A 16,576-nucleotide genomic window follows, 5' to 3' on the forward strand; every position below is an offset into this window, starting at 1 on the left:
CGGGATAGCTATCACTTAAGCAAAAAAAGGACGCTCATCCATGAGCGTCCTTGTTCACCATAAGGTGTGTCCTATTATAATCACTCATACAAAGTTTGCTGTCACATGGTCCAGGTAATCTTCACACGCAGATCGACGGTATCCTCCATGTTGGACACGTAATACGATATCGACTTCATGCCAAGCTGATACAGATCCTGCAAATCCTCTACTAGTCCTGTCTCAGTACCTTTGTATCTGAAAGTCAGTGAGGTTCCGCCATCTTTGAGCACACTTTGAACTTTTGTTTTTAGCGCAGAATGACCACTAATCGCATCACTTTCGTCGTAGAGCGAGTATTCCAGTGTATGATAAAGCTTCTGGTACGCGGTTGCCTTGCTGCCTCCCGACTTCACCAAAGTTTGCAAAGCTTCACGATAGGGGGCAGATGCAGCAGGATACTTGCCTTTAGCTGTCCAGACATGGTCACGTGCCATCTCATCATCACTAAGCAAATAATAACTATGACTTACCTTGCCTTTTCGGTCAGGAGTAGGATCATCCCACGTCGTGTCCATATGGTACCACTTGCCATCCAGCTTGACGAGATTCCAGGCGTGTAATTGCTCACCAGCCGTTCCTTCCACAATCCGGTTCTCTATACCCACCTGCTCCAGCATGCGATAAGCCAACAGTGAATAGCCCTGACATACAGTACTGCCTGTAACAAGTCCATCGTATGCAGTATATTTCTGCAAGGATGTATCGTAGGAAAGGTTTAGTACAATCCAATCATGAATAGCTTTAACTTTCTCATGATTCGTCATGCCAGGCACGATGATCTCTTTCAGCACGTTAGTCACCTTGCGGTTCACATAATCGGTCTGCTCCTTCGTTTCCCGATAGGCCAGTTTCACATGTACCTCTGCGGATACATTGGAACCTTTATAGTTAAATGCATAGCTTTTAACGGTATATTGAATATAGGGATCACTGGTCATTGCTTCGTCAATGGAGCTCTGCAACTGTTTTTTGAGGCCTTTCACATTGCCTTTGTATGTAAAAACAAGTTCCTCTGTACGCTGGGACATCGCATTAAGCAACGTCTCGCGCAGATCCGTATTCGTGGATATGTCCGATGTTCCCGACGCCGCGTACAGCTGATCCAGATCGACTGCATGTGGCAGTGCCACAGCGACAAGACAACCAGCCAATAGCAGGGTTATCACTCGTTTTCCGTGCTTGCCCATGAAAGGATACCACCTCTCTTTGCAAAGTTCTCATGCCTCATTGTATCACAAATGGGATTGACGGCAGGCTTCTAGTTTTGTCGAAAAGCATCAAAAGAGACCCTCCGCAGAAGGTCCCCCTGTCTTCAGTAAAACAAACCTAACCTACCCGTTATCCTCATCATATGACTCTTCCGGGCATTTATGCAACAAACTCAAATCAATATAAACGATTTCCGCTCATAAAGTTATCCGTCTTGCCCTGAAGCTTGGCCAGACGTTCCAATACCTGAGCCGCTTCGGCAACCGTCACTTTGCGTGCAGGCATGAAGCGTCCTTCGATCGACGGCAACAATCCCAGCTTGATGCTGAGGGAGACAGCTCCCTTATTGTTGATTGCACTGGCATCTGCCAGATTGGGAAGATCCGATGGCAATGTGTAGAATCCGGCTAATTTCTCATAGCGCAAAATGCGCACGAGCAATACCGCCAGCTCTTCACGAGTCATCTCCTCTTCTGGATTTAGCTTCGTTTCAGAGTCGGCACCTGCTAACCAGCGCTGATCGATCAATGTCCGCACAGCTTGGTAATAAGGGCTCTCCGGGGTAATGTCAGCGTATAGCTTCTCACTCCCGTTTCCACTGTAATACATATCCATATTCGGGTTAACTGCTCTTGCCAGATAGGTAAACCAATCACCCTTGGTGATGACCCGGTCTGGGAATACACGTCCCTGTTCATCTGCAAGAATTACGGCATGTTGAGTCATATTCCGAAGCGCAGCCTCCGCCACATGACCTGAAATATCACTAGGTTCAACATTCGCTGTGGCACTTCCGCTACCATATAAAAACTTCCATTCTCCAGTATTAGCATCAAGTACTTCATAACTGGCGGAAATCGAATTTCCATCTCGTGTAGGCTGGTAAACCAGGTTTACACCCGAGGGAACGACCTGACCGGTACTCATGGCATAACCACCGTAGCAGGAGTAAGCCAGTGTTAACTTGAATGCTTCCAGATAGGTTGCCTTTGCCTTTTCATAACTGATGGCTGGTTTGGTGTTTCCAGGCAACTGTTCAGGCGTTGCAGCAATCCTTGTATAAAATTCGTTGATGGCTCCATCCTTCAGGACTTGTACTTGCACTGTATCATCCATAACCGCAATTCCGTTCATGTAGCGCTGGAACATAAATGTACGTGCACCTTCAAATTCAAGCACACTGGACAACCGGAATTGTTCTGATGCACTCGGAACCAATGAAATCACCTTATTGATTGCAAGTTTCTCGGCTTGTGTCCGGGTTACCGACTTAGTCTCATTCTCATCCGCCGGTTTCTCCTGCGCAGCACCCGGCTCCACCCGCTGATACAAGCTGTAACTATAAATCTGTCCAGTAAGCGCATCTACCTGTGCTGAAATATCTCGCATGAACATGTAGGATACATTCGCATTTCGATTGCTCCAGCTCAGGCTCCATACTTGATTGTTAGGACTAGCATACTCACCTTTGCTTAACTGACTATGCTCCAACTTGTAACCTTTCGGAATATCAAAGTTCTTTTTAATGATGTTCTCGGCCTGTTGTGCATTTAATTTCTGACCGTTCGCTGCGACAAAAGGAGCTACACTTCCTTTTAAAGGTTTATTCTGCTGTAAAGAATCTTCATCACCAATAGCTTTTCCAGTCATCTCGTTAATCGGCTCCAGTGTATTAGCATCCAGCGGAACCATGCTGGAATTCTTCGGCATATAACCAAGATAATACTTTTGTCCTTTGGGCGAGGATAGACGATCAGTGGAGATATAGGCGAGCTGTACATCAAATTGCTCCTCAAAACGTTGACTGGCCTTCACTTCCGATGCTGCCGACTTCGATGAAGGATATTCAGCTCCGGTTGTACTTCTTGAATAGCCAGTCACCAAGCCACTTTCATCCACACTTATGTAGATCGTCTCTGCCTCAGATAACAAACCTTCATGCTTGAGCTGGTAGCCATATCGATATTCCGTTCTGCCAAACAAAGATTGCTGTGCAGTAGATTGATACACATCTCCAAGAGAAGCATACTCATTTTCTTTCAATCCGGGAATAGCTTTGAACAGTAATGCCTCTGCATGCACCTCAGCCTCGTCTTTGGTCAATTTGACATCAGAATCAGTAGACTGCTTATCCAGTAATTCAGAAGGCAAATGTACGCTTAGTACTTCCCCCGTGCCCGCATGTACCGATGCGCTGAATCCCATCGTATGGTTTCCTTCGACAATTTGAAAACCAATCTCCCACGCCTTGTAATCCGGCGGTGGGTAAGAGTTAGGTGAATCGAATCGTACGGATGAAATCGTCGCCTTTTTTAACAATGGAAATAATTTCAGTATATTCTCGCTGGCTTGCTTGGAGGAGATTTTGGCTCCTTCAGGCACCTCGTTGTCTGTTAATCCAAGTTGTTGTTCCGTTTCCCCCGGTGCGGATTCTGTTACCTGTTCCGCTGTCGCTGCCGACGCGCTGCCTACAAACCCTGGTGTCTGTGATGCCAGAAGCAAAGTTGCCATGGCTGCTGTAGCCGCTTTGGCTGTAAACATTTTGAATCGCACATTAAAATTCCAATCAAAACTCAAATCTGGACCTCTCCCTTCAATTTCATACAAGGATGCATGCAAAATAACCTCGCATGAATATTGCCAGTCTATTCTATGATACCATAAGCTTCCTTTTTAATCGTCATTTTCCCAACAATTTTACAAATGTGAATTTCTGCATATTTTATAGAAACAGCAAAAAACGCCAACCGGGTTGGCGTTTCGAGGATCAGCCTGAGCATCAAGTGGGCTGAATTTTCTCTATATTGACGTTCGGCATAACAGATTCATTGGACTGAGCCTGCACCTTTACATGTGTTTTCAAAAAAGGAATCACCGTATTCCAGAACGCAGGATCTTCTTCTGAACAGCTATGGCCTCCACTATTGACCCATAGATGCTCCACGGGCGGATCCGCTTTGGACATAAAATATTCAAGTTCGCTTGGTGGAATAAAGTTATCACCTTTGGAATGTACCATAAGCATCGGCAGCTGCATTCCCTTCCGCCGTTCATTCAGCAATATGACTGGATCATGCTGTCGATACGTCTTCAGAGATTCTCCAAGCCGCCAGAACCAGATTCGCGGAATCAGCTGAGCCAGGGGAAACAGAGGCAGACGCCGCCGTCTCAGCTCCGAACTGACGATAACCTCGAATTGGGATGGCATGGAGTCCGTGATCACCGCTGATACAGGAATGCCCTCCGTCACAGCGAGGATCGTGCCTAACCCACCCAAGGAATGCCCAAGCACACCGATTGCAGCAGGATCAATTTCCGGGCGTGACGACGTATATTGCAATGCTGACAGTAGATCATCGCGGAACAGGTAAGCTGAAGCCGCTTTAACCGGGTCACTAGCTCCATGGCTTCGAACATCGTACATAAAGAGGGCATAACCAGCTTCCCAAATGGGACGTGCATAACGGAGGACACGGGATCGGTTGGAGCCCCAGCCATGTGCAATAATAACCAACGGCCAAGGCTTCGGGAGATGAGCTCTAGCCGGAATGAACCAGCCATGCACTCGCCCGCCTCCACTCTCGAAGGTTATATCCTCAAATGGCATGGGCGGTGTGAGCGTAATCGGAATCTTTTTGGGGGTTTGACTCTTCACAGCTGCCTTCCATAAACCACCCGCAGTTACCGCGGCAACAGCAATCATCCCGCCAATCATCGTTTTAGCTTTCACTGGTGTCACTCCTCTCCGTTTTTCTGGTCTAACTCCATCATACGACAGCAAGGTTAACCGGGCGTTAATCCACATCACTTCTTATATTATCTAATGGTTAAGAAGCTCTTCATATATATACCCTGATGTGTCTAATCCACTTCCGCTGGCTTTCAATGTTCAACCCTCGATTTTCGCTATTTCCACAAATGCACGAGTGCAAGCAGCAATCTGCTCATCGTTCCCTGCCGCAAGTGCTTCTCGTGGCAAAAGTGCACTTCCAAGGCCCACTGCCGCCGCACCCGCAGCATAATAATCTGCAATATTATCCAAAGTGGCTCCTCCTGTTGCAAGCAGTGGAATATGATTCAATGGAGCTTTGATTTCACGTAAATACGGAATACCAAGACTCGCCATTGGAAACAGCTTTACCGCTTTTGCTCCTGCTTCATAGGCAGCCACAATCTCCGTTGGAGTCATCGCACCGGGCCAGATCTCCACTCCATGTTCTACAGCATATTCAATAACAGACAGATCGACATTCGGAGACACGAGAAATTGAGCACCCGCTGCAACGGCTTCTTTGGCCATCTGCACATTCAGTACCGTGCCTGCCCCGATATAAGCCTTCCCCTCATGCCGTTCGCGCCAGTCTGCAATAATATCATGTGCTCCAGGTGTGTTAAGTGTCACTTCCATCAGACGGATTCCACCATCGGTCATTCCCTGCCCTGCTGCCTGAGCAGATTCACGGCTAATACCACGAACAATAGCCACCAGTCTCGATTCCAATAATACTTCCGTCAGATTCATGCCAACTTCCCCTTGTTTCATAGATTCGGCAGCCGAAGACAAGTATTCGTTATCACCGCTTTTCCGTTAGTCACTATTGTAAAGCATATCGTCCCCTGGATGAAATCATTTGATCCAATTTCTTGTGAGAGAGTATGCATTGATGTCTCCGGTATAAAGTTAAATGGGAACACAAAAACCTCTCAATGGAAAAGGGGATTATTCATCCTCTTTGTTCCATTAGAGAGGTTTGTTCTAAGCATTTTCCAGCACATTATCCTTCTCCAGATCCTTAAAATACTTATCATTATACAACATGCTCGGATGTGTCGGATGGTACATCAAAGCAATGTCATTGTGCTCTTTGGCTTTGGCCCGATTGCCCATCCGGTCATAACACACACACAATTGTAAATGCGGCATCCATGTCCATGCTGCTTCGTTCAATACTACCATTGGATCGGTCGGGCGTACGGCGCGGGTCGCCTGTTCATACCAGTATAAGGCTTTGCGGTAATCGGCACGGTCAGCAAAATATCCACCCAATCGGCAGCAGATCTCTGCCCTCGGCAAATCAAAGACAAAGGATCTCAGCAATGCCGAGACTTCCTTTTCCGAATGTTCAAGTGCTGCCTCGCAATCAGCTATTTTCTGGCATGCCGCAATCTGATCTTCCACCCATCCCAGCCCAGTATCCAGAAATTTTCCATAGTACTGTACTGCATCTTCAAGATGCCCGTGGTCTTTCAATTCATTGCCAAAATAATATAAATCACGCGGAGAGAATTCCTCCCCTGCCTGTTCGCGTTTACGATAAATCTTTAGATTGCGATCCGTGTATTCCTTATCTTTCTTATGCGTGACTGCCACATCACTATGCAGCAAATGACCGGCTACTTCCAGATATTCATGCACTGCACCGATCCAGCGATAATTCCGATCCCGGCGCACCAGCCGGTTCCGCCTCAGACTATATGCCACTTTTCCTTCCGCCGTAAACGACAGATGATAATCCATCGTGACACTGTCCACAGCAGGGTCCAGGGAACGCTTCAGTTCAATGAGCTTCATCCGGTCATCCGGTTCAAACACATCATCTGCATCCAGCCATAATATATATTCACTTGTTGCTTGTTCAAAGGCAAAGTTCCGTGCTGCCGCAAAATCATCCACCCACTCAAAATCGATGATGCGTTCCGTATAACGAGCTGCGATCTGACGCGTCTGGTCCGTCGAACCCGTATCTACGATCACAATCTCGTCAGCGATCCCATTAACCGAATCCAGACATCTGGCAAGGGAAGCCTCTTCATTTTTCACAATCATACACAGCGAAATACTGATCGATTCCTCTCCGCGTGTGGCTCTGCGATTAAAAGCAGCTACTCCCGGCAATTCCGATAGTCGGTAAATATGATAGGCCGGAAAATGTGTATCCACATATAAACGAAACCCCAATGCCTGAGCACGGATGCAAAAATGGCGATCTTCTCCCCAGAACGATACATTCGGAATCTGGTCATAGGAAACCCCGGACTCCAATACATTCCTGCGAATAAGAGTACACGCCCCCAGTCCCCCCACTTCATAACAACCCGGGGTACACAATTGCCTCAGGAATGCATCCGTTTGTGTACCTTCGTCCTCTGCATCCTCCCCTGGATTGCGTTTTCCTCCTTTACGAAAGAGGGCGTACTCATCCTGCAACCAGACTTGTGGCATTTCCCTTGTGCCCGGCTGCCATCGTGTCCAGAAGATATTGGAGATGATCTCCTTCCTGTTCGATACGAGCTGTTCCAATGTACGTGGATGCAAGACGAGATCGGAATCAATCAAGAACACGGCATCGTACATCTGGTCACGGGCATATGCCAAAATACGATTTTTCAGTCCGGCTACTCGCCAGATCTGTTCGTCGCGCCAATAATGCCCACCCTCGTCCTTGTTGTATATTCCTTTTCCCTGATTGGCATCTGCTTCATCTTCATTGGCATCCAAAAGGCTGCCTTCATGCCGAAGTACAAACTCATGGAGCATATTGGATGCCGCTTCTTCTTCATTGTCGTCCAAAAAAAGATAGTCTGTCGTCACCGTCGTTCGCTCAAGCGATTCCAAGGACTGGAGAAATTCACGTAGTACCGGGGCCGTCTGCCGAACAGGACTTGCGATAAGAATCTTTTCCTTTGGCTCTTCTTTACCTTTTTCTTTTTCCTTCTTCAACTCTATTGTCCTCCTTCCCTTATTCCGACCATTGCAAGAGTCTGGGCTCTGCATCCAAAATGGATTCGTACTGTTCCTTCCAGCCATATCTTGCATCCGGGTCCAGTGCCTGATAGCGCTCATATTTACGAATCCGGTCCTCTGCACGTGCCCAACCATAATGCTTCACCCGAGGCGAGTGGCATCCATAGGCAAAATGCTGAATGGTTAGCGGGAAACGGCCGCAGTGCTGCGGGGTTTCCTTCCATTCATAGCTCCATTCCGGTCGGTATCGGACCAGGAATGGCCGATAATACGCATGAGCCTGCCAGTATTGATCTTCCCGGTAATGTGTATCGCTCCACATATCAAACAACCTGAAATAAATAGCATCCTCCGTTCCACCCAACAGTTGGTTCCGAACAGTCCCAAAATCCGTTGTCAGAATTTCATCCGCGTCCAGATTCAAAATCCATTCCGGTCCGGAAGCCACTGTTGTCTCCCACTGCTGCTTGCGTAAACTCACCTCATCTGCAAACAAGGAGGCCGGATTCACAACCAACGTAAGCGGAATTCCCTCCAGCATTTCCTGGCATAAAGCAACGGTATGGTCTGTACTTCCGTCGTCAATGATTACTGCACGATCAATCCACGGTCGGTGAGTCTCTAAAGCCTGTCTGAGATACCTGTGCTCCTCATTGCGGACAATCATGGACAAGGTGACATGCGGCCTCGTGGTTGCTTCACGATCTTCCAACTCCCCACCTCCAGGCTGAGTCTGTCACGCGTAATAACTGATGTGTTATGGATGATTAAAATGGCAGAACCCCTGTTAACCTCAATATCTAATCTATGCGCGTCTGGAACAGGGTTATGTCTGGCAGGGAACCTTTCATGACGTTTAGGAACCATCAAAATACGATATGTTCTTCTTTTCTTGGACAACGACAAAAAGGGCACCCGCTTCCGCAGGTGCCTCGTTAATATAATATTTCATTGGTTTAATTGTTAATGACCTATTGAGATCTCGATATAAAAGAGGTCTGAATAATCAACGATATGCTGCCAGACGGTCATTCAGACTGCGTGTTTGCCCGTACACATCCTGATACAGTGCAAATAGTCCATCATACACCTTAACCGTTTCCGGGTTAGGCGCATAGGATTTGGCAGGGCGAATGAACGCTGCTGCACATTCTTGCAAAGATGGGAACCAGCCACAGCCATAAGCTGCCAGCATCGCCGCGCCCATTGCTGGACCTTGCTCACTTTCCAATTTCACAATGGTTGCATTGAAGACATCGGCCTGCATTTGCAGCCAAGCTTCATTTTTGGCACCGCCACCAATGGAGATGACTTCGTTTACCGTTTTGCCAGCGTTACGCAGAATATCGATGGACTCGCGCAGCGAGAACGTAATGCCCTCCATCACAGCACGTCCAAAATGCTCCAGCTTATGACCGGCATCCATGCCGATAAAGCTGCCACGAATGTTCGCATCCGGGTGCGGTGTACGCTCGCCAACGATATAAGGCGTAAACAACAACCCGTTGCTTCCCGCTGGAATCGCATCAATGCCCTGCAAGAGCACATCAAATGATTTATCTGCTGCAAAAGTATCCTTAAACCAGGACAGGCTGTATCCTGCCGCAAGCGTTACCCCCATAATATAGAAGGCATCTTTCTCGCCATGGTTAAAAAAGTGTACTTTGCCTTCGAAATCGAGATCTTTACGCTCTTCATAAGAAAGCACTACCCCGGACGTTCCGATGCTGCACATCGTCTGTCCTTCACTCAGAATGCCTGCGCCAATGGCTCCGCAAGCATTGTCCGCACCGCCTGCATAGACTTTCGTCGCGGCTACAAGTCCGGTTTGATCCGCAATCTCAGGCAGCAATGTGCCCACTTCTTCAAATGACTCCACAAGACGTGGACACAAGGATACTGGCAGTTCAAAAGCTTCCGCAATATCACTGCTCCACTGCTTGCCTGCAACATCCAGCAGCAATGTGCCCGCTGCATCCGAATAATCCATGGCATAATCACCTGTCAGGCGATACCGCACATAGTCCTTCGGCAACAGGAACAGCGCTGCCTGTTGCAGCAATTCCGGCTCGTTCTCCTGTACCCACAGGATTTTGGGCAGGGTAAAACCTTCGAGCGCACGGTTGCGGGCAATGCTTAACAATTTCCCGTCCAGTACTTTCTCAATGCGGCGGCACTGAGCCGTTGTCCGTGTATCGTTCCATAGAATGGCATTGCGCAGCGGTTTACCTTCGGCATCCACCAGCACCAAGCCATGCATCTGTCCGGAGAAGCTCAGTCCTTCAATTTCCGAAGGATGTACGCCGGACACCTCCAGTAATTTGCGCAGTGAAACAATTGTCTGCTCTACCCAATCCTCGGGATTCTGCTCACTGTATCCAGCTTTGGGCTGGTACAGCGGATAAGCCTCGGAAGCTTCAAACGCCACTTTCCCTTCACGGTTAACCAGCACAGTTTTGACTGCACTTGTTCCCAGATCGACACCAATTACGTAACTCATGGGTTAACTCCTCTCGTTTGTAACAGGATTGTATAAATGAAACTTTGATGCTCATGTGGGCACTCCGTGATCAGAAAACCCTCGGATCGCCGTTACCCCCGGATTTCCTTTATACCCTTTAGCAAGGGAGAAATCCGGGGATAAATGCGCACACTTCGCTTCCTCGGGTCCTTTCTGCTCACTTCGTTCTGCATGCACCATCTTAGACAAACATTTATATCAAAACAGTAAAAACGTACTCGTTCTTATAGCGGAAAGATTGAATCCAATGACCTTGATTCGTCATTGGTTATAAATGAAACCTTGATACGCCTGTAGGTCACTCATGTATCATTGGCTTGGGTATCAAAAAACCGTCTCCGCCTTCCCAGGGGAAAGACGGGGACGGTCCGAATGTCATGCTTGTTCAGGCGTTCCGTGGTACAAGCTTAGGCTATGCTGGCGTGCACACTTTGTTATACTCCTGCACAAGCGTCACTACAGGCAAAAAGTATGGTTGGTTCACAATCTTCCATACCAAAAGCCTAACTGATATTAGTCAGCCAGGATGTATTGGTTGAGTTTTGCTCTCAGCAATTCCTGACGTCCGGATTGGTTTTTGCGTGGGCTTTCGTTGTTCAGCGCGTACTCTGCAAGGGAAGCCAGTGTTGCTTTACCTGCAACAACATCTGCACCGATACCTTCGCTGAAGCTGCTGTAACGTTTTTCGATGAAGTCATCGAATACACGATCTTCAATCAATTTCGCTGCTACTTTCAGACCTTTAGCATACGTATCCATACCCGCGATGTGTGCCAGGAACAGATCGTCTGCTTCGAAGGAACCACGACGTACTTTGGCGTCAAAGTTCACACCACCACGGCCGATACCGCCGTTTTTCAATACTTCGTACATTGTCAATGTAGCATCGTACATGTCAACCGGGAACTCATCCGTATCCCAACCGATCAGCATGTCGCCTTGGTTGGCATCGAGGGAACCAAGCATGCCGTTTGTGCGGGCAACGCGGATCTCGTGATCGAATGTGTGACCAGCCAGTGTAGCATGGTTAGCTTCCAGGTTCAGTTTGAAGTGTTTGTCCAAACCGTATTTTTGCAGGAAGGCAATGGAAGTTGCTGCATCATAGTCGTATTGGTGTTTGGTTGGCTCTTTCGGTTTAGGCTCGATCAGGAATTGTGCATCAAAGCCAATTTCCTTCGCGTAGTCTACTGCCATGTGGAACATACGGGCAATGTTGTCTTGCTCCAGTTGCATGTCTGTGTTGAGCAATGTGTCATACCCTTCACGACCGCCCCAGAACACATAGTTTTCTGCGCCCAGACGTTTACCCACTTCCAGACCTTTCTTGATTTGCGCTGCAGCATGAGCGTATACATCTGCGTTGCAAGTGGAAGCTGCACCAAACATGAAGCGTGGGTTGGAGAACATGTTCGCTGTATTCCAGAGCAGTTTTTTGCCGCTGGATTTCATGTGACCTTCAATCAGGTCAACGATCGTATCGATGTTGCTGTAGAACTCACGCAGGCTGTTGCCTTCTGGTGCGATGTCCACATCGTGGAAACAGAAGAACGGAAGATTCATTTTTTCCAAAAATTCAAATGCCGCTTCAACGCGTACTTTCGCGAGATCCAGACCGGAGTATTTATCCCAAGAACGAACAGCAGTCTCCGCACCAAACGGGTCACTACCACCCGCTGTTAATGTATGCCAGTAAGCCATGCCGAAACGGAAGTGCTCTTCCATCGATTTGCCGGCTACAACTTCTTCCGGATTATAATGTTTAAAAGCAAATGGATTCGTGGAATCTTTACCTTCGAACGAAATTTTATTAACGGATTCAAAATAGGCCATGTAAAATGCCTCCTCAATAGTTTTGAAAGTAATCGTTTACAACGTTATCCTAACACATCGGTTATACTTTGTCTATTGGTTAAACAAAGTAAAAATAAAAATGTTTTTTGCACGTTTGTTTACGCTATAATAGTCGAATAGCTTGTTTACGGATTGCGGGTCTGAACCCTTTTATAGAAGAATAGGAGTGCCTTATGGATATGAAAATTACCGGAGACCAGATGCTGGTCAAAAAAATAAACAAGTCGATCGTCCTGGATACGATTCGGCGTCATGCCCCCCTCTCCCGTGCGCGGGTATCCGAGATTACAGGGCTAAATAAAGCAACGGTATCCAATCTGGTTGCCGATCTGATCAATGATGAACTCTTGCAGGAAATTGGCCCTGGGGAATCCAGCGGTGGACGTAAACCTCTGATGTTGTTATTTCGCGGTACGTCGGGATATGCCGTAGGCTTGGAACTCAGCGTGACCCACTTAAAAGGTGTACTTACCGATCTGGAAGGTCATATTATCACAGAGTACGCCGTGAAGCTGGAACATCATGATGTGTCCTCTGTATTTGAACAGTTGAAACTTGCGGCAGAACATCTGATTCAGGCAGCCCCTCCCTCCCCTCACGGGGTAATTGGCATTGGAATCGGGGTGCCGGGCATGGTGGACGAGGAAGGAACGGTGCTGTTTGCACCCAACCTGGGGTGGGAGAAGGTTCCCCTGCGTGCCATGCTTGAAGAAGTATTCGAACTACCTGTCACGATCGACAATGAAGCGAATGCAGGTGCGCATGGAGAATTGAATTTTGGTGCAGGCATCGGTGTACGTCATCTGATTTACATTAGTGCAGGTATCGGGATTGGTTCAGGCATTATGGTGGATGGCGAGCTGTACAAAGGAGCCTGGGGATATGCCGGAGAAACAGGCCATATGTCCATTGAAGCAGAAGGCAGACCTTGCTCCTGTGGCAATCGTGGCTGCTGGGAGTTATATGCTTCGGAGAAAGCTTATGAGCACCCGGATCATCAGTTGCTTTTGCCGGCACATACCACACGGGAATTGATTGATTATGCACAGCAAGGCCATGAAGATGTATTGAAACTATACCAAGAAATCGGCCGCAAACTGGGGGTTGGCATCACCAATATCGTTAACAGTTTCAATCCTGAGCGCATCATTATTGGCGGCCCTCTCTCTGAAGCAGGACCATGGATTGAAACGGCGCTGAAACAAGTGGTGGAGGAGCGCACATTGCCCTATCACCGTCGCAGTTTGCAGATTGAATGGGCTGCTCTGGGCAGTCGGTCCACCCGTGTTGGTGCCGCTTATTCAGCAATCTCCCAATTTCTAGGTAAAATAAGAGTGTCCGTCTAATAACTGATGAAAATTGACATCATTTTGCCCCATTTCCTCCCTTTTTGTTAAAGAAATCCAGAGGTATAATAGGGTTATGTGATTTTTGTCATGGTGGCATGAATGTCGCCGTGTTAATTCCGATGACGAAACGGAGTGAAAATTCGTGACCTACGTGGATACTTCAGATATCTCGGCGCAAATGTTTGTCACCGTACTCCTGTTCCTGATCGTGCTTGCGCCGCTGTTCAGCCTTGGCATACTTCGATTGTTTCAGAGCAAAAAGAAGGCTGGTTTCATGTACATGCTGTCAGGCGTACTGGTGTATGTAGTATTTCAGACCTTTATGAGTATCTTTTTTTAGATAAGATAAAATATGTTTGATTTTAACGTCAAATCCCCTTTTACATCCACAAAAGAGTTCATGAAAACATGTGCTCTGTTGTAGCTGTGAAAGGGGATTTTTCATGTTGCAGATAAAAGAAGCCTCAGTCCTGATACGGACTAAGGCTTCTCCAATATATATTCAAACGGCTCGCGCGAACCGGAATAGCTGCATGTGACTTGAACTTACCCTATACAGGGTAAATTAAGCGTCCAGCGCTTTGGCGAATTGAGTTTTGTTCATACCCAGAATGCGGTGTTCACCAATGACAGTCAGAGGTACGGCACGTACGCCCATATCCCATACTTGTTGTGCGAACTCATCGCTTGTCTCGATGTTGCGCTCTTCATAAGCGATACCTTTGTCAGCCAGGAAGCTTTTTACCGATTTGCAGTTTGGGCAGTTGGTTGATGTGTATACAATTACATTTTCCATGTTTATTCACCTCATATTGTTTTTTATAGACTAATCTATTGATTAAAACAGCTCTTCCCTTACAGGACTACAGCGCTGTGCTCCAAGCTCTCAATATATTTCTCTGTATCCATCGCAGCCATACATCCACTACCTGCAGCTGTGATCGCTTGTTTGTATCGGGTATCCTGTACATCACCACAAGCGAATACGCCTGGGATATTGGTTTCGGATGTGCCCGGTGTAGTCAAAATATAACCGTGTTCGTCGGTTGTGATTTGTCCGCCCAGGAATCCAGTGTTTGGGGTGTGACCAATTGCAACGAATACACCGCTAGCAGGGATGATTTCTTCTTCACCTGTTTCGTTGTTCAATACTTTCAATCCAGTTACGCCGTTGTCACCAGCTAGCACTTCAAGAGGGGTACGGTTCAATGCCATTTCCACTTTCTCATTGCTGCGTGCACGATCCTGCATGATTTTGGAACCACGCAGTTCTTCACGACGGTGTACCAAGGTTACTTTGGAACCGAAACGGGACAGGAAGCTCGCTTCCTCCAGCGCGGAGTCGCCACCGCCAATAACAATAATTTCTTTATTACGGAAGAAGAATCCGTCACATGTCGCACATGTGCTTACACCACGGCCCACATTCGTTTCTTCTCCAGGAATACCGAGGTATTTAGCAGATGCGCCTGTAGACAGGATCAAAGTTTCGGATACGAGTTCACCCATGCCTTCAACCTGAATTTTGAATGGACGCTCGCTCATATCGATGTTGTTTACCCAGCCTGTACGGAATTCTGCACCAAAGCGTTCTGCTTGTTTGCGCATATTGTCCATCAGTTCAGGACCCATAATGCCGTCAGGGAAACCTGGGAAGTTCTCCACTTCTGTTGTTGTTGTCAGTTGACCACCAGGTTGCGGTCCTTCAATAACGAGTGGTTTCAAGTTGGCACGTGCCAGATAGATTGCTGCTGTCAGCCCTGCAGGGCCTGTTCCAATAATAATTGATTTATACATGTATAGTTCCTCCCCCGGGTTCTGCAAAAAGGTCAGGCTCTCCGGCATCAAAAGCAAATGCTTTTGCATACACTAGAACGAAAGCCTACATCATGTCCACATGAACTGCCCGTTATGACAATTAACCTATGCAGAAACGGAATTCTAATTTATAATCATTCTAATCTGTTGTTCATTATGATCTCTTTTATGTACGGTGTCAATGCTCGGCAGCGATTATGAAGAAGTCTTCATCAGGAGGGAAAATGGAAGCATGAACGATGCACTCATTGGCAGCTTTATCTCAGCCATGTCTACCGGCCTTGGGGCCATACCTATTCTATTTATGCGCAAAGTAACACACCGCCTGCGTGATATTTTGCTTGCCTACGCAGCAGGTATCATGACCTCTGCCTCGGTGTACAATCTCATACCGGAAGCACTCGGGCAATCCAATTTGTTCGTACTTGCCCTTGGTATCATGCTGGGCAGCATGGTTCTGCTTGTGCTGGAGATGAAGATTCCCCATGTGGATCTGGAAAATCCCGAGAAGATGCCTTTCAAAATTGAAGCCAAAGCCTTCATGATCATTGCAGCTATCACCATGCATAACCTGCCCGAAGGGCTATCGGTAGGTGTCAGCTACGCAAGCAGTGACGCAGGACTTGGCAATCTGATTGCCTTTTCCATTGGATTGCAGAATGCGCCGGAAGGATTCCTGGTCGCCCTCTTCCTCGTCAATCAGAACATCGGTCGCTTCAAGGCGCTCGGTATCGCCACTCTGACGGGTGCAGTTGAAATTGTTACAGCCATGATTGGTTACACACTCAGTAGTCTGGTCTCCGGTCTGGTACCTTACGGTCTTGCCTTTGCAGCGGGTGCGATGATGTTCATCGTGTACAAGGAATTGATTCCCGAAAGCCACGGCGACGGCAATGCACGGGCGGCAACGGTTTCCTTTCTGCTTGGACTGATCACGATGATTGGTCTAACTGAACTCTTTTAATGGAAAGAACAAAGAACAGCCCTCACATGAACACAAGAATGGGCAGCAAAAAAACCTGAAAGGACAGCAGCTCGCTG

Annotated in this window: 13 protein-coding genes; 3 read left to right on the forward strand and 10 right to left on the reverse strand. The window is 47.5% G+C overall.

The window, feature by feature from the left end:
- Positions 1–101 precede the first annotated feature (101 nt).
- The 8 genes from G3352_RS27780 to xylA form a co-directional block, all read right to left on the reverse strand.
- Entirely contained in the window at positions 102–1,229 is a 1,128-nt protein-coding gene (locus tag G3352_RS27780; protein ID WP_163761323.1) for a transglutaminase domain-containing protein, read from the reverse strand.
- A 199-nt stretch (positions 1,230–1,428) separates the two neighbouring features.
- Entirely contained in the window at positions 1,429–3,828 is a 2,400-nt protein-coding gene (locus G3352_RS27785; RefSeq protein WP_163761324.1) for a YcdB/YcdC domain-containing protein, read from the reverse strand.
- A 202-nt stretch (positions 3,829–4,030) separates the two neighbouring features.
- Positions 4,031–4,981 (reverse strand): alpha/beta hydrolase, encoded by a 951-nt coding sequence (locus G3352_RS27790; protein ID WP_345940818.1) that lies wholly within the window; start codon positions 4,979–4,981, stop codon positions 4,031–4,033.
- Between the two features lie 159 nt (positions 4,982–5,140).
- Positions 5,141–5,773 (reverse strand): bifunctional 4-hydroxy-2-oxoglutarate aldolase/2-dehydro-3-deoxy-phosphogluconate aldolase, encoded by a 633-nt coding sequence (locus G3352_RS27795; protein WP_163761350.1) that lies wholly within the window; start codon positions 5,771–5,773, stop codon positions 5,141–5,143.
- Positions 5,774–6,007: 234 nt separating this feature from the next.
- Entirely contained in the window at positions 6,008–7,078 is a 1,071-nt protein-coding gene (locus G3352_RS31760; protein ID WP_205525099.1) for a glycosyltransferase, read from the reverse strand.
- 913 nt (positions 7,079–7,991) lie between these two features.
- Complete coding sequence (locus G3352_RS27805; RefSeq protein ID WP_240343263.1) at positions 7,992–8,708, reverse strand: glycosyltransferase family 2 protein; 717 nt, start codon at positions 8,706–8,708, stop codon at positions 7,992–7,994.
- 294 nt (positions 8,709–9,002) lie between these two features.
- A complete protein-coding gene (gene xylB / locus G3352_RS27810; protein WP_163761326.1) occupies positions 9,003–10,496 on the reverse strand; it encodes a xylulokinase in 1,494 nt (497 codons plus the stop codon).
- A 534-nt stretch (positions 10,497–11,030) separates the two neighbouring features.
- Positions 11,031–12,347, reverse strand: a complete 1,317-nt coding sequence (gene xylA, locus G3352_RS27815) for a xylose isomerase (protein WP_063566575.1) — start codon at positions 12,345–12,347, stop codon at positions 11,031–11,033.
- 200 nt (positions 12,348–12,547) lie between these two features.
- Between xylA and G3352_RS27820 the strand changes: the two genes are divergently transcribed.
- On the forward strand, positions 12,548–13,714 hold the full coding sequence (locus G3352_RS27820) for an ROK family transcriptional regulator (protein WP_090904760.1): 1,167 nt from the start codon (positions 12,548–12,550) through the stop codon (positions 13,712–13,714).
- Positions 13,715–13,859: 145 nt separating this feature from the next.
- Entirely contained in the window at positions 13,860–14,057 is a 198-nt protein-coding gene (locus G3352_RS27825; protein ID WP_053779005.1) for a hypothetical protein, read from the forward strand.
- 225 nt (positions 14,058–14,282) lie between these two features.
- Here the strand turns inward: G3352_RS27825 and G3352_RS27830 are convergent, their stop codons facing one another.
- Entirely contained in the window at positions 14,283–14,513 is a 231-nt protein-coding gene (locus G3352_RS27830) for a glutaredoxin family protein (RefSeq protein WP_056693307.1), read from the reverse strand.
- 59 nt (positions 14,514–14,572) lie between these two features.
- Entirely contained in the window at positions 14,573–15,514 is a 942-nt protein-coding gene (gene trxB, locus G3352_RS27835; protein ID WP_163761327.1) for a thioredoxin-disulfide reductase, read from the reverse strand.
- Between the two features lie 253 nt (positions 15,515–15,767).
- Here trxB and G3352_RS27840 point away from each other — a divergent pair, with 253 nt between their 5' ends.
- A complete protein-coding gene (locus tag G3352_RS27840; RefSeq protein WP_053779008.1) occupies positions 15,768–16,499 on the forward strand; it encodes a ZIP family metal transporter in 732 nt (243 codons plus the stop codon).
- Positions 16,500–16,576: the final 77 nt, after the last annotated feature.

This window comes from Paenibacillus sp. ALJ109b, assembly GCF_010747435.1.
Classification (GTDB): Bacteria; Bacillota; Bacilli; order Paenibacillales; family Paenibacillaceae; genus Paenibacillus; species Paenibacillus taichungensis.

Excerpts from the sequence above, each read along its gene's own strand:
- G3352_RS27780 (WP_163761323.1), bottom strand. The coding sequence starts at position 1,229 with ATGGGCAAGCACGGAAAACGAGTGATAACCCTGCTATTGGCTGGTTGT.
- G3352_RS27795 (WP_163761350.1), bottom strand. The coding sequence starts at position 5,773 with ATGAATCTGACGGAAGTATTATTGGAATCGAGACTGGTGGCTATTGTT.
- G3352_RS31760 (WP_205525099.1), bottom strand. The coding sequence starts at position 7,078 with ATGATTGTGAAAAATGAAGAGGCTTCCCTTGCCAGATGTCTGGATTCG.
- xylB (WP_163761326.1), bottom strand. The coding sequence starts at position 10,496 with ATGAGTTACGTAATTGGTGTCGATCTGGGAACAAGTGCAGTCAAAACT.
- xylA (WP_063566575.1), bottom strand. The coding sequence starts at position 12,347 with ATGGCCTATTTTGAATCCGTTAATAAAATTTCGTTCGAAGGTAAAGAT.
- G3352_RS27820 (WP_090904760.1), top strand. The coding sequence starts at position 12,548 with ATGAAAATTACCGGAGACCAGATGCTGGTCAAAAAAATAAACAAGTCG.
- G3352_RS27830 (WP_056693307.1), bottom strand. The coding sequence starts at position 14,513 with ATGGAAAATGTAATTGTATACACATCAACCAACTGCCCAAACTGCAAA.
- trxB (WP_163761327.1), bottom strand. The coding sequence starts at position 15,514 with ATGTATAAATCAATTATTATTGGAACAGGCCCTGCAGGGCTGACAGCA.
- G3352_RS27840 (WP_053779008.1), top strand. The coding sequence starts at position 15,768 with ATGAACGATGCACTCATTGGCAGCTTTATCTCAGCCATGTCTACCGGC.